This window comes from Flavobacterium circumlabens, from assembly GCF_004345565.1.
GTDB classification, from domain to species: domain Bacteria; phylum Bacteroidota; class Bacteroidia; order Flavobacteriales; family Flavobacteriaceae; genus Flavobacterium; species Flavobacterium circumlabens.
Map to the genome: position 1 here is coordinate 496,155 of NZ_SLWA01000003.1, position 25,074 is coordinate 521,228.

The 25,074-nt window shown below is 36.8% G+C and carries 15 protein-coding genes and 1 pseudogene; 15 read left to right on the forward strand and 1 reads right to left on the reverse strand.

Features of this window, described 5'->3' with window-relative positions; translation table 11 throughout:
- Positions 1-68: 68 nt before the first annotated feature.
- The 7 genes from nagB to EV142_RS10450 all read left to right on the forward strand — a co-directional run bounded on the left by nagB (position 69) and on the right by EV142_RS10450 (position 11,816).
- On the forward strand, positions 69-2,006 hold the full coding sequence (gene nagB / locus EV142_RS10415; RefSeq protein WP_132035287.1) for a glucosamine-6-phosphate deaminase: 1,938 nt from the start codon (positions 69-71) through the stop codon (positions 2,004-2,006).
- Positions 2,007-2,164: 158 nt separating this feature from the next.
- The gene (locus EV142_RS10420) at positions 2,165-4,231 is read left to right on the forward strand and encodes a beta-N-acetylhexosaminidase (RefSeq protein WP_132035290.1); all 2,067 of its coding nucleotides are present in this window, start codon (positions 2,165-2,167) and stop codon (positions 4,229-4,231) included.
- Positions 4,232-4,739: 508 nt separating this feature from the next.
- A complete protein-coding gene (chiA, locus tag EV142_RS10425) occupies positions 4,740-9,479 on the forward strand; it encodes a T9SS-translocated chitinase ChiA (protein WP_132035292.1) in 4,740 nt (1,579 codons plus the stop codon).
- An 855-nt stretch (positions 9,480-10,334) separates the two neighbouring features.
- Positions 10,335-10,685 (forward strand): helix-turn-helix domain-containing protein, encoded by a 351-nt coding sequence (locus EV142_RS10430; RefSeq protein ID WP_127337643.1) that lies wholly within the window; start codon positions 10,335-10,337, stop codon positions 10,683-10,685.
- Positions 10,686-10,708: 23 nt separating this feature from the next.
- A complete protein-coding gene (locus EV142_RS10435; protein ID WP_127337642.1) occupies positions 10,709-11,017 on the forward strand; it encodes a helix-turn-helix domain-containing protein in 309 nt (102 codons plus the stop codon).
- A 16-nt stretch (positions 11,018-11,033) separates the two neighbouring features.
- Entirely contained in the window at positions 11,034-11,264 is a 231-nt protein-coding gene (locus EV142_RS10440; protein WP_132035295.1) for a hypothetical protein, read from the forward strand.
- Between the two features lie 270 nt (positions 11,265-11,534).
- On the forward strand, positions 11,535-11,816 hold the full coding sequence (locus EV142_RS10450) for a hypothetical protein (RefSeq protein ID WP_132035298.1): 282 nt from the start codon (positions 11,535-11,537) through the stop codon (positions 11,814-11,816).
- Between the two features lie 127 nt (positions 11,817-11,943).
- Here the strand turns inward: EV142_RS10450 and EV142_RS10455 are convergent, their stop codons facing one another.
- Positions 11,944-13,014 carry a substrate-binding domain-containing protein gene (locus EV142_RS10455; protein ID WP_127340708.1) on the reverse strand — a complete coding sequence of 357 codons (1,071 nt, stop codon included), beginning with the start codon at positions 13,012-13,014 and terminating at the stop codon, positions 11,944-11,946.
- Positions 13,015-13,386: 372 nt separating this feature from the next.
- Between EV142_RS10455 and EV142_RS10460 the strand changes: the two genes are divergently transcribed.
- The 8 genes and pseudogenes from EV142_RS10460 to EV142_RS10495 all read left to right on the forward strand — a co-directional run bounded on the left by EV142_RS10460 (position 13,387) and on the right by EV142_RS10495 (position 25,000).
- Positions 13,387-14,925, forward strand: coding sequence for a beta-galactosidase (locus tag EV142_RS10460; protein ID WP_127340709.1), 1,539 nt, complete (start codon positions 13,387-13,389; stop codon positions 14,923-14,925).
- A 30-nt stretch (positions 14,926-14,955) separates the two neighbouring features.
- Positions 14,956-16,761, forward strand: coding sequence for an endo-1,4-beta-xylanase (locus EV142_RS10465; RefSeq protein ID WP_127340710.1), 1,806 nt, complete (start codon positions 14,956-14,958; stop codon positions 16,759-16,761).
- 93 nt (positions 16,762-16,854) lie between these two features.
- Positions 16,855-18,510, forward strand: coding sequence for a T9SS type A sorting domain-containing protein (locus EV142_RS10470; RefSeq protein ID WP_127340711.1), 1,656 nt, complete (start codon positions 16,855-16,857; stop codon positions 18,508-18,510).
- A gap of 7 nt (positions 18,511-18,517) precedes the next feature.
- Complete coding sequence (locus EV142_RS10475) at positions 18,518-20,464, forward strand: DUF4861 family protein (RefSeq protein ID WP_158286320.1); 1,947 nt, start codon at positions 18,518-18,520, stop codon at positions 20,462-20,464.
- 51 nt (positions 20,465-20,515) lie between these two features.
- The gene (locus EV142_RS10480; protein ID WP_127340713.1) at positions 20,516-21,457 is read left to right on the forward strand and encodes an RraA family protein; all 942 of its coding nucleotides are present in this window, start codon (positions 20,516-20,518) and stop codon (positions 21,455-21,457) included.
- A gap of 298 nt (positions 21,458-21,755) precedes the next feature.
- Positions 21,756-21,851, forward strand: a pseudogene (locus EV142_RS24670) (glycoside hydrolase family 30 beta sandwich domain-containing protein); the annotation flags it as partial.
- Positions 21,852-21,948: 97 nt separating this feature from the next.
- A complete protein-coding gene (locus EV142_RS10490; RefSeq protein ID WP_127340714.1) occupies positions 21,949-23,571 on the forward strand; it encodes a glycoside hydrolase family 31 protein in 1,623 nt (540 codons plus the stop codon).
- 4 nt (positions 23,572-23,575) lie between these two features.
- On the forward strand, positions 23,576-25,000 hold the full coding sequence (locus tag EV142_RS10495; RefSeq protein ID WP_127340715.1) for a glycoside hydrolase family 125 protein: 1,425 nt from the start codon (positions 23,576-23,578) through the stop codon (positions 24,998-25,000).
- The last annotated feature ends 74 nt before the right edge of the window (positions 25,001-25,074 follow it).

A 25,074-nucleotide genomic window follows, 5' to 3' on the forward strand; every position in this document is an offset into this window, starting at 1 on the left:
ATAAGTGATGAGAGTTACTTATACCATTTCATAAACCAAAATGGGTAAATACTATAAAAAGAAAAGAAATGAAAAGTGCTTTAGAAATAAAACCTGATATCAGCTATAAAAGTGCGGGGAAATTTGAAGAAACCAGATTTGAAAAAATCCATAATGAAATCTTCAAAAATTCTGCGGAAGCTTCCCTAATTGTAGCACATGAAATCGCTCAGTTGATCAGATCTAAACAAGAGAAAGGTAAATCTTGCGTATTGGGTTTAGCAACAGGTTCTTCTCCTATAAAAGTATATGAGGAACTGGTTAGAATGCACAGAGAAGAAGGCTTGAGTTTTAGCAACGTGATCACTTTTAACCTGGATGAATATTATCCGATGACAAAAGAGAACAATCAGAGCTACCATTATTTCATGCACCAGCATCTTTTTAATCACATTGATATTAAACCTGAAAATGTTAATATTCCCGATGGTACGGTTTCGATTGAAGAATTGAATCAGTATTGTATCGATTACGAAATGAATATTAAAAGTGCAGGAGGTCTTGATTTTCAGTTATTAGGGATTGGACGTACGGGTCACGTAGGTTTCAACGAGCCGGGATCACACATCAACTCCGGAACACGTATCATAACACTGGATCACATTACAAGAGTAGATGCCTCTTCCGATTTTAATGGTATAGACAATGTTCCTAAAAGAGCCATTACCATGGGAGTTTCCACGATCATGAGATCGAAAAGAATTGTATTAATGGCTTGGGGACAAAACAAAGCCGATATCGTCAAAAGAACCGTTCAGGGTGATATCAGTTCTGAAGTTCCTGCTACTTTTTTACAAAACCATCCCAATGCAACTTTCGTTTTGGATCAGTCTGCAGCGGTAGAATTAACCCGTTTTAAAACACCGTGGTTAGTTGGAGAATGTATTTGGACACATGAATTAAAAAGCAAAGCAATTGTTTGGTTATGCCAAAAAACAAAACAATCTATTTTAAAATTAACAGACCGTGATTACAACAATAACGGTATGTCTGATCTTTTGGCACAAGAAGGTTCTGCTTATGATCTGAACATAAATATGTTTAACGTTTTGCAGCACACCATTACTGGATGGCCAGGCGGAAAACCCAATACGGATGATTCGCACCGTCCGGAAAGAGCCAATCCGGCCAAAAAAAGAGTGATTCTTTTTAGTCCACACCCGGATGATGACGTAATTTCTATGGGAGGAACTTTTTCAAAATTGATAAAACAAGGACATGATGTACACGTAGTATATCAAACCTCGGGAAATATAGCCGTTACAGACGATGAAGCATTAAAATTTGCTGAGGTTTGCAGCGATTTTGTTGGCCCTGATGCCACGAAAATAAATTTTAAATCGGTTATTGAATTTTTGAATAACAAATCAGAGAATCAAATTGATTCTTTGGAAGTTCGAAAATTAAAAGGACTGATCAGAAGAAGAGAGTCTTATGCCGCAACAAGATATATTGGTCTTAAAGATGAGAATACGCACTTTTTAGATCTGCCTTTTTACGAAACCGGACAAGTTAAAAAGAACCCATTAGGCCCTGAAGATATTGCTATCGTAAAGGATATCATTGCTAAAATAAAACCACATCAGGTATTTGCCGCAGGCGATCTTGCCGATCCGCACGGAACACATGAAGTTTGTCTGAACGCTATATTTGCCGCAATGGCAGCATTGAAGCCCGAAAGATACATGGACGATTGCTGGTTATGGCTGTACAGAGGAGCCTGGCACGAATGGGACATTCACGAAATTGATATGGCAGTCCCGTTAAGTCCGTCAGAAGTATTATTAAAACGTCACGCGATTTTATACCACCAGTCCCAAAAAGACAGGGTAATGTTTCAGGGAAATGATTCCAGGGAATTTTGGGTAAGGGCAGAAGACCGAAACAAGAATACAGCCATCTTATACGATGAATTAGGTTTGGCTGAATATGAGGCAATTGAAGCCTTTAAACGTTTTGATTATTAGAAGTTGTTTTTAAAACCGATTCGGGTGAGAGCGAATCAAATTACAAAATTCAGATTGATCTCATAGGAAAGTGAGGTTCGGCAGAGATCCTTCTGAGTTTTGTTTCTTTATCTATTTATTAATGTTGTCTCCGGATAACATCTTTCAAAAACATTAAAATGAAATATTTATTAGTCCTACTATTAGCGGGTTTCACCTCTGGCGCTCAGATTCAGAAAGAGCAGCTCAACCTTATGCCCTGGCCTCAGAGTATTGTATTAAATGACGGCAGTTTTACTTTAACCAAAAATTTTAAAGTAAATATTACCGGAAATCCAAATCCAAGAATCTTTGGTGGTGTAACACGTTTTTTACGTCGCTTAGATGGTAGAACCGGTATTTTTTTCGAACAGGGTTTTATTGCAAAATTAAATGAAGTTCCAACAGCTGAATTACAGATCAACTGTACCAAAAGCGGGAAAATTGCCTTATATGAAGATGAAAGTTATCACTTAGATATCAGTCAGAACAAAATTACAATAAACGCAACCAGCGATTTAGGGGCACTGCATGGCCTTGAAACGTTATTGCAGCTCTTACAGAATAATGGTACCTCATTTTATTTTCCGAATTCCCAAATTTCAGATTTTCCAAGATTTACCTGGAGAGGCCTGATGATCGATGCGGCAAGGCATTTTCAGCCGGTTGATGTAATCAAGAGAAATATTGACGCACTGGCAGCGATGAAAATGAATGTTTTCCACTGGCATTTAGTAGACGATCAGGGATGGAGAATTGAAATGAAAAAACATACAAAATTAATAGAATTAGCTTCGGATGGATTGTATTATACACAGGAAGAAATTAAAAGTATCGTAAAATATGCTGATGAGCGCGGTATTTTAATTGTTCCGGAAATAGATGTTCCCGGCCACGGATCAGCCATTTTAACGGCTTATCCTGAAATTGGCAGTAAAGTGACTACACTGACTGGCGGAACTTCAGAAAAAAATATTCAGGGAACCGCTATTGCGACCTATGGAATTGAAAGAAATGCGGGTATTTTTTCACCAACATTAGATCCTTCAAATCCTAAAACCTATCAATTACTCAGTGAGTTTTTTGACGAAGTGTGCCCTCTATTTCCCGGGTCTTATTTTCATATCGGGGGAGATGAAAACGAAGGGAAAGATTGGGACGCGAATCCAAAAATTCAGGAGTTTAAAAAGAAAAATAAGTTAGCCAACAATCACGAATTACAAACGTATTTCACCATGCAGCTGGTACCCATGCTTAAAAAACATGGCAAACAACTCATGGGATGGGAAGAAATTTTAACAAAAAATATGTCCAAAGAAGCAATCATACATTCCTGGAGAGGTCCAAATGAAGGAGTTATGGCCGGACAATCATTAGTAGACGCCGTAAAAAAAGGATACAAGACCGTTTTGTCAAACGGATATTATATCGATTTGATGTATCCGGTAGAAAGTCATTATCTGAATGATCCAATGCCAAAAGGAGCCGATTTATCTGCTGAGGAAAAAGAAAGAATTTTAGGAGGAGAAGCCACGATGTGGACAGAGCTTGCAACGCCAGCCACCATAGATTCAAGAGTATGGCCGAGAACAGCTGCAATTGCCGAAAGACTCTGGTCTGCCGAAACGGTTATTGATGTACCAAACATGCGAAAACGTCTGGATGTAGTTTCTTTCAGACTCGAAGAACTCGGACTGACACACATTCGCAATAAAGCGGTTATTTTAAGAAATATCGCTAACAATCAGAGTATAAAATCGCTGAGCGAATTTTCGAATGTTTGTGAGCCTTTAAAAGGATATAAACGTAATAAAGGCGGAACAGAATATCAAATGTATTCCCCGCTTACCCTTTTTGCAGATGCCTGTACGCCTGATGCGAAAGATGCTTTGGCGTTTGATGATGCAGTTAGTCAATATCTGGCCAATAAATCACCTGAAAATAAAGCAAAAGTAGCGGCATATTTAAACAAATGGATTGCTGTCAATAAAGGTTTAAATGAACTAAGTTCCAATGCACCGTTAGTTCAGCCCATTTTACCTTTAGCTAAAAAGTTAAATGATATATCAGAGCAGCTATTACTTGTTTTGGATAACAAATCAACTTTAAAAGCAGAGGACCTGCAAAAACTGGTAGAAGAATGTGACTCCAAAGATTATGCTGATGTGGAGCTGGCCGTATACAAAAGTTTAAAGAAATTAATATAAAAGTTAGGTTTGAATTAGTAGTTAGTAATTTTAAGTTACCAGATTGTTTAGTTATCTCTATCAGAAGTTTTCTGGTAGAGATAATTATAGTAACGAACGAAGAACGGCTCTTTTAAACGCTTAAAATAAATTAAAAATAAGTATTAAAATAACCATCAATATATTTATTAACCTTTAAAAACCAAATAAGAGAATAAACAAAAACATGACAAGAAAGTAGAATTTTAGAAAGTAGAATTGCCCCCCAAATTTATCTTTTTTTATTTATTACTAATTTTTTAAAAAAGAAGTATATATAAATATCAATCAATACTATTTGCTAATGATTATGGAAATCAGTAATAGTAATATTTATTTATAGAAGTAAATCGAATTAATTTCCAATGATTGCAATGTTTTCTATTTGCAATTGATTGAATCCCCGTTATTGTTTTTTACATGCTGAATTTCAGTGTGTAAGTGATTGTAATTGGAATATTTTTTTTCTATTAACCAATATTAATTAATTATGAAACATTATTACAGATTGCTTTTATTGTTATTGTTTCCCTTACTCGCGTCAGCCCAACCAGCTCACGGTAAGAAAGTAGTGGGATATTATGCGCAATGGTCTATTTATGCCCGGGATTTTAACGTTCCGAAAATTGATGGAAGTAAATTGACGCATTTGAATTATTCCTTTTATGGAACAACTTTTGATCCGGCCCATCCGGAGAATACAAAGTTGCTATGTTTAGATTCCTATGCTGATTTTGAGCATATGGAAGGTGGAATTCCGTGGGATGCTCCTGTAAAAGGGAACTTTTATGACTTGAAAAAATTAAAAGAAAAGTATCCGCATTTAAAAATTTTAATTTCTGTCGGAGGTTGGACTAAAGGTCAGGATCTTTCTCCAATTGCCGCAAGTCCGGTAGCAAGAGCCGCTTTGGCTGCAGATATGGCAAACTTTATTGTCACTTATCCCTTTATTGACGGATTCGACATTGACTGGGAATATCCTCTTTCCGGAGGAACAGACGGTACTGAAGTGATTAACGGAGCACCAATTCCTCCACAAAAGTACAGTCCGGACGACAACAAAAATCTGGTTTATTTATTGAAAGCAATGCGTCAGGCAATGCCGAATAAATTGATTACGATTGCAGCCGGAAATAATGTTAGAAAAGTGGCACAACAATATTTAGGGCCATCTAACAGAGCACAATACGGAATGACAGAAGACATTTCGACTTACTGTGATTACATTACCTATTTTGGATATGATTTTGGTGGAAACTGGTATGATAAAACCTGCTACAATGCACCATTGTACGGTAGTGGAAACACAAACGATCCGCTATATGGCGCAGCACAGTCAGAATCATTGGATGAACTGACCAGTCAATACTTAAATGTTGTTGGTTTTCCAGCGAATAAACTGATCATGGGATTGCCTTTTTACGGTAAAAAATTTGATCATGTTGCCACTAACTCAACCAACGGATTATTCGTTTCAGCACCAAGAGATATAGTTTCAGGGTGTACCAATCCTCAAAATCCGATCGGAACCTGGGATGGCCCTGCTGCCTGCGAACGTTCCGGAAGTATCGAAATTTGCGACTTAGTCGGAAATCCGGTTACCAACTCACACGCCTATTTAGATCCTACTACCATGTTGGTTACGCCAACGGCTGCGGCTGCAGGATGGGTACGTTATTTTGACAATACCACGAAAGTTCCTTATTTATACAATGCTACTTTAAAACAGTTTATCAGTTATGAAGATAAGCAATCGATGGACTTAAAAGTGCAGTATATCAAATCAAGAAATCTTGCCGGAGGTATGGTTTGGGAATTATCTCAGGACACCAGAGGCGCTATCCCGAACTCCTTATTAACTCAGGTAGATACTTCATTTGGAAGCGTTGTTCCGGGAACAGTTAGCATTTCAGGCTCTGTAAAAAACGGAGCAGCTTTAGTTCCGAATGTTACAGTTGAATTGCGCAACGCCAGTAATGTAGTATTGCAAACCGTAGTTTCTACAGGAGGTAATTTTACATTCAGCAACTTAACTTCAGGACAAAATTATATCCTTACAGCCTTAAAAGCAACTTATACCTTTACGCCTGTGACTTTGACAAACGTGACAGTTAATCAAACGGCCGTTGTCATCAACGGAAGTCAGCCTTTGTATACCGTTAGCGGAACGGTACTGAACGGAGCAACTCCGGTATCAGGTGTTACAGTAACAGCTACGTCAGGAGCAACCGTACTAACAGCGGTTTCTAATGCAAGCGGAGTTTATAGCGTTGCAGGCTTAACAGCCGGACTTAACTTTACGGTTACAGCTGCAAAAACAGGATTCTCCTACACGCCAACTTCAACCGTTTATAATGCAATCGATGCCAATAAAACGTTGAATTTTGCTCAGGGTGCACCAGTTGTTTATTACACGATAAGTGGAACTGTTTTAAACAACACCACTCCGGTTTCGGGCGTAACGGTTACGGCAACTTCCACAGCCGGAACTTTTACAGCCACTACAAACGCTAGCGGAGCGTATTCGATTGCTAATTTACCGTCAGGCGGAAATTATACGGTAACAGCAGCTTTGGCAGGACAAACGTATACTCCGGCTTCAACCGTTTATACGAATTTAACAGCCAACAAAACATTAAACTTTACACAGAATGTTATTGTAGTTCCGACCAATAAAATTAGCGGAACAGTTAAAAACGGATCAACTCCGGTTGCCGGTGCAAAAGTAGAAATCGTTTTACCGTGGACAGATAGCACACACAACTGGAAAAGCGTTATTGCGGTAACAGATGCACAAGGAAAATACAGTTTTGATAATTCGGTTGTAGCAGGTTATACCACCGTTACAAGTCTTAAATTAAACAGCTGGGAAAATGGTGAAGTAAGCTATTTCCCTAATAACCTGGCAAACTTTGCTGTTCCTGCAAACCCAACGGTTTACAATTTTAATACAAGCTCTACAGCAAAATCAGCATTGGCTGCCGTTGTAAATTTAATCAGCGGATCGGTTAAAAACGGAACAACTCCGGTTGCTGGTGCAAAAGTAGAAATTGTTTTACCATGGACAGATAACACGCACAACTGGAAAAGTGTATTGGCAACAACAGATGCATCGGGAAATTATACTTTTGATAATTCAGTTGTAGCAGGATATACACAAATTTTAAGTTTGAAATTGAACTCATGGGAAAATGGTGAAGCGACTTATTATCCAAATAACTTAGCCAACTTTGCAGTTCCAACAACTCCAACGGTTTATAATTTTAACAGACAGGCGGTGGTTGCAACTAAGCCAGTAGTTACCATCACAGCGCCAACAGCTTCGGCGATTGCTATCAATTTAGGATCAGCAATTAATTTTGTGGCAAGTGTTGGATTAAGTGCTGCTGATGCCACTACAATCTCCTCTGTTGTATTTAGTTTAGATGGACAAAGCCTGAGTGCTGCCAATTCTTCGGGAACTTATACAGCCGTTTGGACACCAGCAGCAAATCAGTTTTCGCTTGCTCATACGTTAACCGTTACGGCAACTGCATCAAACGGAACAACAGAGTCAAAAACATATAGTTTTACATTAAGTTGTTCAGGTGCAAACTGCCCAAATGCAGCACCGGTAATTACCTGGAATTCACCATCAAATACTACTGTAAACCAAAGTTCTTTCCAGGTGGTGCCAATTTCAGTTACAGCTGTTGATAGTAAGGGATCAGTTTCAGGTGTTACTATTACCATAAATGGAGGTACATTTAACATGACAGCAGGTACAAATAATACTTATACGTATAATTTTACACCAGCTGCTTATAAGGATTATCCGGTTGTAATCAAAGCAACCGATAATCAATCGGGCGTAACGACATTAAACAATACAATTAAAATTGCTCCGGTGAGCACTAATAGATTTATCCCGCTTCCATCTAAAATTATTTTAGGATACGCACATTCCTGGGAAAATGCTGGTGCTCCATTTTTATATTTTTCTCAAATGGTGGGAAGTAAGTTTAACGTAGTCGATTATTCTTTCGTAGAAACAGTGAATCGTGATGGTTATACACCAGTGTTAACTACAAATGATACCAGATATTTGACCAATGGAGTTTTCAATAAGCAATTGTTGAAAAATGATATAAAATCCTTAAGAGATAGCGGCGTTCCTGTTATTGTTTCTATTGGAGGTCAAAATGGTCATGTTGTTTTGGACAATGTAGCTCAAAAAAATATTTTTGTTAATGGTCTGAAAGCCATTATTGATGAGTATCAGTTTGATGGAGTTGATATTGATTTTGAAGGCGGATCGATGAATTTTAATGCAGGAGGTTTAAGAGATATTTCTTATGCGGGAATTTCTGCTTATCCAAGATTAAAAAACGTAGTAGATGCTTTCAAAGAATTAAAAGCGTACTACGGCCCTGGATTTTTATTAACCGCAGCTCCGGAAACACAATACGTACAAGGAGGATATTCTACCTATACGGATACTTTTGGTTCCTTCCTGCCAATCATTCAAAACTTGCGTAATGAATTGGATTTGCTAGCGGTACAATTGTATAATACAGGAGGAGAAAACGGATTAGATGGTCAGTATTATGGTTCAGCTAAGAAAGCAAACATGGTAACAGCCCTGACTGACATGGTAATAAAAGGGTATAATATTGCTACAACAGGAATGCATTTTGATGGTTTACCGGCCTCAAAAGTTCTGATTGCCTTACCAGCTTGTCCAAGTGCAGCAGGCAGCGGTTATTTAACGCCGGCAGAAGGAATTAGTGCTATGCATTATTTAAGAACCGGAACCACTTTTTCAGGAAGAACATACACTATGCAGCCAGGCGGTCCATATCCTTCTTTAAGAGGTTTAATGACCTGGTCTGTAAACTGGGATGCATCTTCTTGTGGTAATTCATCTGAATTATCTAAAGCGTATGCCACTTATTTTGCTTCACAGTCAGCAGCAAAAACATTGTCTCTTGACAAAATTGAAGTGAAGAGTAATACGATAGCTTATTTTAAAAATGATGCCTTATCGGTTACAAATGAAACCGAAGATATTGCTCAGGTGGATGTATTTAATTCAATCGGACAATCTATTGTGAGTCATAAAAACGTTCAGCATAATAAAGAAGTACTGCTTCAAAACCAAAGTTTCTCTACTAAACAATTATTTATAGTGATAGTGACTGACAAAGCAGGAAATAGAAAATCATTCAAAGTAATGAATTTTTTAAACTAAGGTTTACGAAAGAAGAATGGAAAAATTAGAAATAAAAAAATTGGGACGGTTAAAATTGAGTTTGGTTATTTATTTTTTAATCTGGTTTTTATATTTCGAATAAATGCAGCGAATTTAAGTGATTTGTTATTTGGTTTTCACTTAGAGGAGTGCATTATGAACCCGACAATTGTATTGTCGGGTTTTTTTATGTTTTGAGTGGCTATATAATAATGATGATTTTTAGAAGCTATTTCCTGCTATTCGCTCCAATCTTTTATTTTTTTAAAGAAAAAAAATAAATTAAGTCTAAAGTAGTTTATAAATAGTAGTTTAGGAGTTAGACTCTCATAGAAGGTAACGATTTAGTAACGATTCTCTTTACATTATTTTACTCCACTATTTCTTGTAACTAAAACACAAAAATACAATAATTAGGCGAAAAGTTTTATCTTAATATCCTGTTTTTGTTAATCATTGATTTGCATTTGTAGTTATAAATAAGTTTATAAAATAAAATCACTATTTTAATCTAAATCATTGTTGTCCAATAAAAGTAATGGAACGTTTATTTTTATAGTTACCGCTCAGGAAGATCAGCTTGAAGAATATATAGATAAAGAACTTTAGTATAAAGTATCTAATTTGAAGCAGTGCATAAAAATGTACTGCTTTTTCTTTGCCCATACCTGCCAATTGGTAAAACCTCTTATTGAAATATAAATTTCTATACAATTCTTCCAAAAACGTTATTTCCCAATACTTTGCACAATTTTATAAAACTTTCAAAAATCAGCCAAACCAATTGGCAAGACTTGGCAAACAATTTCTTTTTAGTTATTCAATTTTGTACAGGAAACATTAAATACTTGTGCAATGAACATTATAACAATTGAAGAAGAAGTTTGGAAACAACTAAACGACCGTATAAAATTCATCAGCGAATATATATTAAAATTGGAAGATTCCAGCTACGATGACCTTTGGCTCAACAACCATGAAGTCTGCCAGTATCTCCATATCAGTGAGAAAACCCTTTGGCGTATGCGTACCAACGGTGAGCTTGCTTATTCCAAAATCTATGGACAGTATTTCTACACTATTGGTGCCATAAAAAATATGCTCAATGCCAATGCCGTACAAACCAGCGATGAATATGTAGTAGAGTTGATGGCTAAAGGTAAAAGCTATATCGAAAAAGGCAGAAAGTTAAAATCAAGCAAATAATGAATCTGTAAAACCATATTATTATGAATATTGACAAAATGGAATTTATAGCATGGATGGAAAGAATTATGAGCCGTTTTGATTTACTCAACGATCATATTAATGATATAAAAAAACAGTGTTGCAGTATTGATGGTGAAGAATTACTGGACAATCAGGATTTGCTCCAAATGCTCAAAATAAGCAACCGTTCTCTACAACGTTACCGCTCCATCGGGAAGCTCCCTTATTATACCATAAGTGGAAAACTCTACTACAAATTATCTGACGTGCATCAGTTTATCAGAGAGAGTTTTACACCTCCTATGCCCAAAATGAAAGCCAACAAGTGACAAACAGTGCCACAGAATGCCAACTAATCCAAAGCTGCAAATTCTGGCAAAAGTGAGCATTAAGCACGGATTGGTAAAACAAGGATTAAAATTGCAGTTTATAGCAAAAAATGTTCCGTGGAAAGAAACATTTCTTTTGAATTTAATTAAAAGCAACCTTCAAGCAGAAAAGATGATAAAAAAAACTACCGAAAAACAACAGCCAATCCAGCCAAAACAAAATAATCAAAAAGGTCGCAAAATGTAAATCGAAAATGCTAGACATTAAAACGGCTAAAGTTTGACATTTTTTTATACCCAATTTCTGTTTAGAAAATAGAAGAACCCGAATTATTCAGCCTGCTATAAAATTCCATTGAGGGTGCTTCCCGTAAAATAGCTGAGCTTTTGAATAGCACCTTTTCATCTGTGAACGATACCAGTTCTTCCACTTTGCGGAATAATGATTTGAATGATTTTGACATTGGAGAGTTTGTCTGAAAAGGTAGTTTTCCATTGTTTTTAAAAATGGAATAGTATGGAAAGGGAATTACCTATTATAAATATCGAAAGAACGGATTTTCTTGTCGATGTTATTAAAGAAGAACTTAAGGAGAAAGCAAATATTCAAAATGTCGTAGGCATAAATAAAATGTATTACGTTGGCGATGGATACAGTTTTGATTATGATCAAAGTTCAAAAATCATTTTGAACATCAATTTAGTAAGAGTTTCGGTGCCTTCCGAACAAAAGGGGAACTATTGGACGGCATCCTATCTTGTGAAACGGATAAAGGCTCTTCTATTTTGCGGAAAATAATTTGGGTTATTTTGATATTGGAGACTTTTTGTGAATTAGCTATAGTGTAGCTAACTGATATTTTAAGATTGATGCCTTATTTATTTATTAAGATTCATTTGATAGTTTCTTTTAATGATAGTAAGAATTATTTCAGCGATTTATTTTCTTCCTCAAAACTTGTTTCTTCATTGCTGGTAAGATTTTCAATTGTAATCACTTCGGCTGCAATATTGATAACTTCATCTGGCTGCTGAAAAGTTGCCAGATACCTGTAAAGGAGTTCAACTCCTCTATATCCCTGCTCGTAAGGTTTTTGATTAATTAGAAAGTCAATAACTCCAGCTTTTAAATATGGTACATTGCCCGTAACAAGGTCAAAGGCTAAAAATCGAACTTTTTGATCTTTGTTTAAAAGTTTAGCTACCATATGAGCTCTGGAGTTTGGAATAAATATTCCATCACTTTTAGTAAGAGCCATTAATTTCTCTGTTATTTTGGCAGTTAGTTGAGCATCGTTAATATTTATATTTATTAATTCTGTCTTTATTTTTTTATTGTCTTTGAAATAAGCTTTAAATCCATCTATTCTGCTAACTACATTTGGATTGATATTTTGTTCATTGAAGATATTGAAAATAAGATATTTAGCGGGATGTTCCTGTCCATAATTAATTAATCTACCGGCGAGTCTCCCACCTTGATTAGCGTCCTGCCCAAGATTTGACAATGCGCCATATTTGGTGTTGTTAGTTCCCAACAGTACAAATGGAATTTTTTTGGTTACACATTTTCTCAAAAACGCTTTAATCGAAGGATTTTGCGGCTGTGTGGTGATAATGGCACTATTTTTTTCAAGAAAAATCTTTTTTTCAACATCTTTGAAAGTGTCAATATTATTTTGATCATAGAAGTAATAACTTATCTGCAGTCCGAAGGGGAGATAATTTTTTCCCGCCATTTCGGTTGATTTAGCAATTGGCTCCCAATAATCTCCTGCCTTATGTTCAGGAAGTATGACCGCTACTTTCAGGCTTTTGCTCAACGCTAAGTTTCTAGCGTGCGTATTGGGAGTAAAATTATATTCTTTAATAATTTTCTCAATTTGTTTTTGCTTGTCCTCTGCCACATAGCCCCTTTTATTCACTACGCGGTCAACAGTCCCTCTGGACACATTTGCAATTTTTGCAATTTCATTAATTGTTAAATTTTTTTTCATAATAATCCCGCTAAGTTTTATTGACGTACCTGACAAAAGTAAATAGTTTCACATACCATTTATAATATTCTTCCAAAAATAAATAAAAATAGAAATATTTAAAGTTATCAACCAGATCAATAGTGATTCATCCGGTTTATCAATTTTTTGTATATTTTATTTACTTGATTCAATAGTAAGCTTTGTATTGTATATTTAAGTGTTTTTTATCTTCAAAATTATTAAAAGCAAATTTTATATAATTTTTTATTGCTATATTCAAAAAAATTTGGATATTTGCTACAAATATATATATTTTTACTTAATCTGTGCACGGGCACAGATTAAGTAAATTTCGAAAGCCTTTTATTTGTTGAATAAAATTATTGACCCATGATTTTTAAAATAACCACACTAGAAAAAGTTTTTTATCCTTATAGCAAATTTAAATTACTGTTAATTAGTCTTTTACTTACCGGACAATTTATGCGGAGCCAGAGTGAAAACAAAATAAATAACGCTAAGTTTGAACCTGCTATCCCGCTAATTGGAACAGTTGAATCTCGAAATGCCAGAGAAATAAAAGTTTCTAATTGGATTATCGGCTGTGAGACCCTTGACAGGGATATGACTGACTATCATCAGTACAAGGAATATTTAGGGCCGCTGGGGATCAAAAGATTAAGAATGCAGGCTGGCTGGGCAAAAACAGAAAAGCAAAAAGGAAAGTATGACTGGCAATGGCTGGATAAAATTGTGGATGATGCCACAAAACGCGGTTTAGAAATCTGGATGGAAACCTCTTATGGCAATCCAATATACGAAGGCGGAGGAGGTATCAATTTAAGTGCCGGGCTTCCCAATTCTGAAGAGGCACTTCTCGCATGGGACAAATGGGTCAAAGCTCTTGTTGTAAGATATAAGGATAAGATCAAGGAATGGGAAGTTTGGAATGAACCTAATTTTGGAGACAATAAAATAAATTCTCCTGAAAAAGTAGCCGAATTAAATATCCGCACTGCAGAAATAATAAAAAGCATTCAACCAAAGGCAATAATCTCAGGACTATCTCTGGGGCATATTGATCTGCAATATGCCGACCGCTTTTTTAAAGTACTTCATGATAAAAAAAAATTAGATCTTTTTGATAATATGACTTATCATGATTATGTATACAATCCTGATTCTAATTACGGGAATGTAGCTGCTTTACGCTCCGTTCTGGACAAATACGATCCTAAAATTAAATTACGGCAGGGAGAAAATGGAGCTCCATCCTTTGGAGGTGGCGGAAGAGGAGCATTGGGTGATTATGACTGGACAGAACTTTCTCAGGCCAAATGGAACACGCGAAGAATGTTGGGTAACCTTGGGCATGATATCCAGTGCAGTATTTTGGGAATTATTGATATGAACTATGGCTTGGCCGGAAGTCCTATAACAAAACTAAATGTAAAAGGTATTATTGAATCTGATGCAACAAGAAAAGCAGTGCGACCGAAAATGGCATATTATGCTATGCAGCATATAGCATCTATATTTGATGATTCCCTGCAGCGTTTAACAGACCTTCACCATACCTATAACATAAAAGGTGCTGAAAATGGAGAACACCGGTACAGTTATGGCACAGACCGGAGCCTATCAGTGTATGGTTATGAGCATAAAAATTCTAAAAAGCAGGTATTTACCATCTGGATGGATGAAAGTATTCCGCTCAATTCCAATACAGGCAGGCTCCAGGATTTTTCATTTTCAAATGCAAATTTTGAAAATCCGGTATATGTTGATATTTTATCTGGAAAAGTTTATACAATTCCAAATGATAAATGGAGTAAAAGCGGGAACACTTTTACCTTCAAAGATATTTTAATTTATGATTCACCTATTTTGATAATTGACAAAAGTCTTTTAAAAATAAAGACACCATAATTCATTCCTCTAATTTTATTTAATTAAATCATGAAATTCAAAAAACTATTTGTGCTGCTTCTGCTTGTTTATGCAGGAGCTAGTGCACAGAGAAGCTACAGCCTCACATCAGACATTGAAGCTTTAAAACCGATTAATATTTTTCCTGAAAATGCGCAAAGCGATTTTGTCTTTAGAGATGGCTCAACACCTGATAAAAAAGCGACTTTTGTGGGCACGACAGATAAAAACGACAATACAATTTTTACAGCAGAAGTTTTTGCAACAGCAAAATCACATTATGATGTCAATGTGAAATGGATTAGTAGCAAAGCTGTAAAAAAAGGCGATGTGATACTGGCCAGATTATCTATGAGAGCCCTATACGCCAGACAGGAATCTGGAGAGGCTGTAGTAAATTTTTATATGAACCGTAAAAACTATAGCGGGGACAAAAGTATTATTATCCAGCTTGGTGCAGGACCTGAATGGAAAGAATATAATATGCCATTTGTAGCGTTAACAGATATGCCTGCCGGAGAAGGTGAAATTTTTATTTCTCTGGGAGCACTTTCACAAAAGGTAGAAATAAAAGACTTAGTTGTTTTGAATTTCGAGAATAAGGTTTCTTTGGAAAAACTGCCTGTAACACGTTTTACCTATTTGGGACGTGAAGAGAAGGCTCCTTGGCGAACCCAAGCCTTAAAAAGAATTGAAGAAATTAGAACAGGGCCAATTGACATTCGTGTAACAGATTCGAAAGGAATAGCGGTCAAAGGGGCAAAAGTTGAGGTTAAAATGAAAACTTCAGATTTTATATGGGGAACAGCCGCTAATGAGGAGATTTTAGCCGAAGAACTGCCAGATTCTAAAAATTACAAGAAAAATATTTTAGAACTTTTTAATACAGCCGTAATAGAGAATGGCTTTAAAGGAGGGTCATGGAAACAAAATAAAAAGAAGCAACAGCAAACAATAGAAGCATTTGAATGGCTGGAGAAAAATAAATTCAGACAGCGTGGTCATAATTTAGTATGGCCAGCATGGAAATTTAATCCCGCAAATGTAAAAACGCTGGCGCAGAAAGATCCGAAGGCATTCGAAAAATACATTGAAGATGAAATACGCGAGAAAACTTCTTTCTTAAAAGGAAGAGTAATTGGGTGGGATGTTATAAATGAACTAATACATGAAAAAGAGTTTTTTGCTTACCTGCCAAAAGACATTGAGGCTAAATGGTTTCAGATTGCCAAATCGATAGATCCTCAGGCGCAAATGTTTATTAATGAATATGGGATGCTTAACAGCATCGCAAGCCCGAAAAATATCCAGGAATATTTACAACTAATCAGAGATTTGCGAGCTAAGGGAGCAACTATCGATGCAATAGGCATTCAGGGACATGTGGGAAGGCAGCCGCGAAATCCAGAGCAGGTAATCTCCGATCTTGAGTTATTCAGATCCACTGGACTTCCTGTTCAAATCACAGAATTTGATATTAATATGAAAGATGAAGAACTTCAGGCAGACTACACAAGAGATTTTTTAATTGCATGTTACGGCTCGTCTGTTGTGACGGGATTTACTATATGGGGTTTTTGGGAGCCTAGACACTGGAAACCGGATGCTGCTATGTTTAAAAAAGACTGGACACCAAAGCCTAATGCTCACATATGGCGTGAGCTGGTTACCAAGCAGTGGAAAACAAACTTCACACAGGAGTCTGACAGTGAAGGTGCTGTTCGTTCAAGAGGACATTTTGGACTTTATGAAATAACAGTAACAAAAGGAACAATAGTAACAAAAGTAATGCATCAATTTAATAAGGACAGCCAGAAATTAGAGATAAAATTATAGTAGCTGACAGTACTGGATCCCAAAGAATTGTAATGATTTTTTAGATAATAGGAATCGTTTTATACATTTAGAAATACTAAAAAATTAAAAAATATGAAAAGGGCTATCTTTATAAATTTGATTTTACTGCTGGCTGTTCTGACAACATCAGTTTCAGGTGCCAGGAATATTTATGTGGCTACAACCGGCAATGATTCCCCTAATGACGGTACAATTGACAAGCCTTACCTTACTATAAACAAAGCTGCACATGTTGCTGTGGCAGGAGATGTCGTGATTATAAAATCGGGCACTTATTCTCCAACACTTCAGATTGATCTTATAAATTCCGGTACATCTCTCCTCCCAATTACCTACAAAGCAGAGATTTCAGGGGAGGTAATCATAGATGGTTCAGTCTCTGTAACCCCTAACGTCTCAAACAGACGAGGACTAATTACTATTGCAGGGGCAAATGCCACAAATCTGAAAAGCTGGATTATTATTGACGGGCTGCGAATTATAAATTCGAAATGGGCAGGCATCATAGCCATTAACAGCTCTAATATTACCATAAAAAATTGCAGTACATTTAATACTGGAGCCTCAGGGATAATTGGTGCTACGTCATCAAATATCAAAGTATTAAACAATAAAGTTCAGCAGGCTTGTGTGTATCCAGATAAAGCAGCAGGTACAAATGAATGTATCACTATGGCAAGCGTGGAGACATTTGAGGTAGGATATAATACTGTTTCTGATCGCCCGACAGATCCATCTAACGGAGGAGAGGGAATTGATGCAAAAAATGCCAGCAGTAATGGAACTATCCACCATAATACGGTTTTTAATTTGTATCGTGTCGGTATTTATGTAGATGCCTATCAAAAAAATATTAATAATGTAGAGGTTTATGCCAACAAAGTTTATGATATAGGCGGCGGAGGAATTACTATCGCCAGCGAGGAAGGCGGCACTGCAAAAGGAGTGAAAGTTCACGATAATGTCATATATAATATAAAAAAAGTAGGAATTCGGATTGCCGGTTATCTTAACAACGGTCCATTGCAGGAGATTGATGTATATCAGAATACTATTGTAAACTGCGGTACAAGTGCAGGAAATTGGGAGAACTGCGGACTGTTGATTGAAGCCACAAATGCAGCAAATTACGGATTCAATATAAGAAACAACATAATCGCCGGATCACCTGTCCAAATAAGAGGCAACAACCAGACCTATCCGATTGTTATTGATAACAATATATTATTTGGAAGCACCTTGCTTTCAGGAACCAATGCAATTTTACTTGATCCTAAGTTTGTAGACGCTGCATCCAATGATTATAAATTAAAGGAAGGATCTCCCGCCATCAATAAAGTTGCAGGAGCGCCTTTGTCTATTAAGGATTTTAATGATTTGGCGAGGTCTTCAGGAAATCAGGGCGATCTTGGAGCCTTTGAATACAGCCCTAATCTGGGTACAGCAGATTTAATTCAAAAAGAGGCAAAAGATTTTAGGGTATATCCCAACCCGGTAAAGGAAACCATAAACATAGATATGCCGTTTGTTGACGCCCGTGAATATAAAGTAGCGTTGTATGATCTGCAGGGAAAGTTAATTTACAGCGAAGATGCTTCGGCTATTTTGCTATCAGGTACTGATTCATTTAGTATTAATAGCAATAAACTTAGCAGCGGGTTATATGTGCTAAAAATTGTTGATAAAAATGGTGAAATTTTTTCTGCCAAAATAGTTATTGAAAAATAATATGAAAATGCGTATTTTATTCCATTATTTGACTTTCCTCTGGATCATCTTGGCCAATGCACAGCAAAATAAAACGACCTACAATGTTAAACACATTATCAAATCGGTTTACGACCAAGGCTTACAACACACCGAACTTGATTTTTATGCCGGCACACTGCTTCTGCACGGAATAAGCGAGTTTTCAGTTTTGCCTGGAAATGAAGAATTGCTTAAAAATACGATTTCAACCTATAAAAAATTCTCAGATGGTTCCATCAATGCAAAAGGGAGTCTTATATCATATGAGGCAGGTGGGTCTGGAGCGGCATTTCTGGCTTGGAAAAATGCTGCGACTGAGTTGGACAAACAAGTTAATGTAGCTGCAGCCAAGATGATGCATAAACAGAACCGTTCTCCCGAAGGCTTGATGACTGCTAATTTCGCCACTGGAGATAAAATTTTTATCGACGTTGCATTTGCAGTAAGTCCATACCTTTTATATGCAGGACTTAAATCTGGCAACCAAAAATATATAAATATGGCAGTTGATGAGACTATAGGGCTTTTCCGGATTCTTAAAGATAAAGAGACAGGTCTTTTACATCAGGCAAGAGGATTTGCAGGAGCGGGAAGTATCTCTGAGGACAACTGGAGCCGTGGCAACGGATGGGGGGCTTTTGCATTAGCGATATTACTACGTGACCTGCCAAAGACACACCCGAGATACAAAGAAGTTCAGAAATTAGGCAGGCAATTTTTTACAGCAGTATTAAAATATCAAAATAAAGAAGGACTATGGCATCAGGAAATAACAGACAAATCTTCCTACGTTGAAACTTCAGGAAGCGGATTACTCTTATATGGCTTGGGGATTATGCTTGAAGAAAAGATACTGGATCAAAAATATATCCGAAATTTCAAACTTGGCCTTGCGGGATATATGTCCTATATAGGAACAGATGGGTCTGTTAGTCATACCTGCTTCAGTTGTCTGGCGCCCAATCAGGGAACAAAGGAAGACTACAAATCCCGTCCATGGGTATTTAATGACCATCATGCTTTTGGTCCTGCCGTACTGGCATTTGCCCAGGCGTGCAAAATGGGTATAGAGGATGTTACGCCATTAAAAAAAATGGGTCATTATTCTATTGCAGACTCACCAAAAACCGTAAGGACCTATATGAAATTTGACAGGGGAAGCGATGTGGCTTGGGAAAATGATAGAATCGCCTATAGAGTTTATGGTCCTTCGGTAAGGTCTAAAGTGGGCAATGGTATAGATGTATGGACTAAAAAAGTAGATTATCCAATTATAGATAACTGGTACAAATTAAATGCTGAGGGAAAAGATTATCATATTGACAGGGGAGAAGGCTGTGATTTTTATCACATGGGCAAACTCAGAGGCTGTGGCGCTATAGGAGTTTGGGTTGATGGAAAGCCTTATGCTTCAGAAACTTTTGACAGTTATAAATTTCTTAAAAATCAGACAGATGGCGTTGGGGTACAGCTTAATTATCAAACATGGAATGCTCCGGGCATAACAGGTCTGGAAGAAAAAAAAATCATTGAAATGGGTCTAGGATCCAATCTTTTTAAAGTTACAAGTACCATAAAAAGTGATAGTGACCGTGAACTTGTTGTTGCCATAGGCATCACCACATACGGGCATCCCGAAATCTATAAAAACGAAAAATCGGCATCGGTAAGTACTTGGGAAAATACAAGTCCGGAGCACGGAAGTATTGGATCTGCCGTTTTTGCTGATCCTAAAAATTTTATTGGCTATGAATCATATCAGGGCGATCAATATCTTTTGATCAAGGTAAAAACCAACGTCCCATTTGTTTATTATGCAGGAGCAGGATGGGATAAGAGCATTTATTTTAAAAGCAAGGACGATTGGTTTAATTATATTAATTCGGAAGTCAAAACACTTGATTTTAAAGATGGTACAGCTATTTACAAATAATCCTGTTATATTCAGAGACTAAATTTTAAATTCATTTTAATACTATTAAATATGAAAATTAGGAATTTTTTAATGTTTACAATTCTTTTCATAGCAATTTATGTCAATGCACAGAATGTCATGCAGTCGCCAGATTATATTAAAGCTTTAACGACAGAATGGACGGGAGAGCGTTTTGCAGACGGACGGCCTAAGGTTTCAGATAATTTACTGGAAAGGTTAAAAGAGATTACCCTTGAAGAGGCATGGGCTGAACTTATTGAGAAAGGGTACTTCAATCAGTTTGAAGGTAATTGGAAACTGCTCAAAGAGAATGATAATACTGTAATGACTGGGCGTGCAGTAACAGCTCAGTTCATGCCTTCACGTACCGATCTTGAGAATCAGGTCATAGAGCAAGGAAAGACTGAAGGGCGCATGTGGCAGCAAAAACGTACTGTTTCCTGGGCCATGACCACATTGGTCGAGGGTGACTTTTATGTAGCTGATGGATATGATAAACAGTCTTATGGTACTGTAGTGGGCTCCAATTTAGGAAACGGAGTATGGGCGCGCTCACATCGGGGTGCAATCGTATACGGTCATATCAGGGACACCGAAGATTTGCGAAAGGTAGAAGGCTTTAATGCTTGGGTAAAAGGTACTGATCCATCCTACATGCGCAAAACACTCCTGACAAGTATTAACGCTCCCATCCGCATCGGTGAGGCAACCGTACTTCCCGGAGATGCAGTCTTAGCAAAAAAAGACGGCGTGATATTTATTCCCGCCCATTTGGTTGAACATATTGTACTGACTGGCGAAGTAACAGAGCTGTTCGATATTTTTGGACAGCAGCGTATAAAGGAAGGCAAATATACAGCTGGTACCATTGATAGTAAGTGGAGTGAGGATATTAAAAAAGATTTTAGAAGCTGGCTTAATACCTATAAGGGAAAACTCCCGATGTCAAGAAAAGAATTAGACTCGTTTTTGGAAAAACGTAATTTTTAAATATAAAATAAAAGTACAATACTAAATTTTTAACAACAACTAACTAATTATATATGGTTTCTTTTGATCAGCAACCATTTGGCAAAGCATAATGAGCAATTTTTTCTATTTATTGAACGATGCTTCCTATCCCTCCAGCAATTATCATAATATATTTGAAATCTTAATTGGTGGAGATAAACTTTAAATTAATTGCTCTGGCAAGCAATATTGCAAATGCATTATATTTTGGATATAGCTACGGTTATGAAGAGTAAAAGAAACTTTTTTAGATGGAAAAGTCACCTTTAGCAATTCAGAAGAAGATTTTATTGCAACTGGTTTCTTAAATCCGGATGATAGGTTAATCATAATTGTAATGAATGAGAAAGAGGTTGTCGTCCCATTAATTTAACTATCGAAAATCAAATTGCTAAAAGGGATATGCTTGCCAGATTGTATTAGTAAAATAATAATTGAATAATTTAAATTGGAATAAAAACAAAATAAAAATGAAAAAAAATGCCCTTATTTGTCTAGCCTTTATTTTTTCTTTAAATCTATTGGCTCAAGAGAATATTTCAGAAATAAAATCGATATCAGATGAAAAATGGTATGGAGCCTATACCGCCAAAGCTTTCTGCAACACCCCTCTCAAGGATATCACTTTTCAGCCTTATGGTCCCAATGAAAAGCTAAATGACCTTAGTGTTGATAATCGGGGCAATCAGGCAGCACCGCTTTTGATTTCCAACAAAGGACGTTATGTCTGGAGCGATCAGCCATTTGCTTTTGAATTTAAGGATGGCGATATGACGCTGCATTCAAATCATGAAAAAATCAATGCGGCAACATCAGGCAAAACTTTGCGTGATGCCTACTTAGGTGCCATGAAGCTTTATTTTCCTGCCTCAGGAAAAATGCCTAATGAGTTAATGTTTAAAATGCCACAGTATAATATGTGGATTGAGCTTAATTATAATCAGGATCAGCCAAAGATATTGAAATATGCCAATGATATTCTGGCAAACAATTTCCCTTCAGGTGTTTTTATGATTGATGATATCTGGTCTAAAGATTACGGGAATTTTGATTTTGACCCAAGTAAATTTTCCAACCCTAAAGCTATGGTAGATGAACTGCATAGTAAGGGATTTAAAGTAATGCTGTGGCTGACTCCGTTTGTTAGCCCAGATGGGAAAGAGTTTGGTCATTTGGCTAAAAACAAAGCAGTAGTATTAAAGAAAGATAGTACTAAACCTGCCATCATTAAATGGTGGAATGGCTATAGTGGCTGTTTGGATTTTACAAAACCATTTGCCGTTGATTGGTTACGATCTAAATTAAAAGGTTTGCAAAGTACTTATAGTATTGACGGTTTTAAATTTGATGCTGTTGATTCTGATTTTTATTCCAAAGGTTCAAGAGTTTTTCCTAATGATGATACAAATACCAACGGTCCAATTCAGGCTGAATTATTTGGAAAATTGGGTGCAGAGTTTGATTTTAATGAATTTCGTGCCGGCTGGAAGAATGGCAATCAGCCACTTGCACAGCGCTTGCAAGACAAAGGTTACTCTTGGGATGAATTAAAATTATTAATTCCTGACATGGTTTCTGCCGGTTTGATAGGACATCCTTACACCTGTCCTGATATGATAGGAGGCGGTTTGTTATCTAATTTTGAAAATATTGATTACTCAAAATTTGATCAAGAATTAATGGTGCGTTCGGCCCAAATTCAGGCATTGATGCCAATGATGCAGTTTTCTGTTGCACCGTGGAGAGTGTTGGATGAAAAGCACTTGGTAATTGTAAGGGAAGCTGCTCAGCTGCACGCAAAGATGGGTGACCATATTGTTGGACTGGCACGAAAATCAGCTATTGATGGGGAACCAATTGTGCGTCATCTCGAGTATTCGTTTCCAAATCAAGGCTTTGAATCTTGCGACACGCAGTTTATGCTGGGAGAAAAATACCTCGTTGCTCCTATGACAGTAAAAGGAAATAGCAGGTCTGTAAAACTTCCTAAAGGAAATTGGACAGATGAGCTGGGAAAAAAATATAAAGGTGGCCAAACTATCACTATTGACGTGCCTTTGAATCGTTTGCCTTATTTTATTAATAACAAATAAAAAGATGTACAAACGAAGAGACTTTATTAAAGGGACTGTAATTGCCGGTTTAGGCATTACGCTCTTGCCAGAAATGGTGTTTGCTAAAATGCCGGTTTTTGATTATAAGTCATTACGACCGGCATTAGCGGACAGGCGTTTTATTAGTAAGGCAGTTGAAAAAGAAATAGTTGAAGTATCTAAAAAGATAAAAGATAAAGAGCTGGCATGGCTGTTTAGTAATTGTTTTCCCAATACACTTGACACTACAGTATTTACTACTGTAAAAGATAATAAACCGGACACTTACATTATTACAGGTGATATAGATGCCATGTGGCTGCGCGACTCATCTGCACAGGTTTGGCCTTACCTCCCATTAATGAAAAATGACACAGAACTGGAGAAAATGATTGCAGGAGTAATTAACAGGCATGCTTACTATGTATTGATTGATCCCTATGCCAATGCATTTTTTAATGACAATGAAAGAAAGGGACATAATGATGAAACGTTGATGAAACCTGGTGTTCATGAAAGAAAATGGGAGGTGGATTCTTTATGTTATGTCATTAGGCTGGCTTATGGATACTGGAAACAAAATGCCGATAAATCATGTTTTGACAGCACCTGGTTAAAGGCAATGAAAGAGATTGTTGCCACTTTTAAAAATCAACAGCGTAAAAGTAATAACGGTTCTTACAATTTCAAACGCGTGACCAATCGGCCAACCGATACCGCTGCTGGCGGGGGTGCAGGCGCACCTGTAAATCCAATTGGGTTAATAGCTTCTGTTTTCAGACCCTCGGATGATGGTACTGTTTTTCCTTTTTTAATTCCATCCAATTATTTTGCTGTTGTATCGTTGCGCCAATTAGCTGAAATAGTAGAGAAACAATTTCAAGATGAAACTTTTTCATCAGAATGTTTGCAGCTTGCCAATGAAGTTGAAAATGCTTTGAAAGAGTACGCTGTCATAAATCATAAAAAGGCCGGTGAAATATTAGCTTACGAAATAGACGGATTTGGAGGTTGCTATCTAATTGATGATTCAAATATTCCCAGCCTGTTATCACTGCCCTATTTAGGAGCAATAAATGTGAATACTCCCTTGTATAAAAATACAAGGAAATTTTTACTTACACCTGGTAATCATCCGTATTATGCTGAAGGCAAAGTGGCAAAGGGAATAACGGGTCCTCATGTAGGAAGGGATATGATTTGGCCCATGAGCATTATTATGCGTGGTATTACATCAAATGATGAAATGGAAATAAAGGAATGTATTGAAATGCTTAAGAAAAGTCATGGCGGTACCGGTTTTATGCACGAGGCATTTTATAAGGATGACGCTACCAAATTTACCCGTAAATGGTTTGCATGGGCAAATACCTTATTCGGGGAATTCATTATAAAATTAGCTGATGAAAGGCCTCATTTACTAAGTTAATAATGCTATGGCCGAAATGGCAAAAAACACTGTTGGTATTGCTTGAGTAGGATTATAAAATATAAATAAATTTC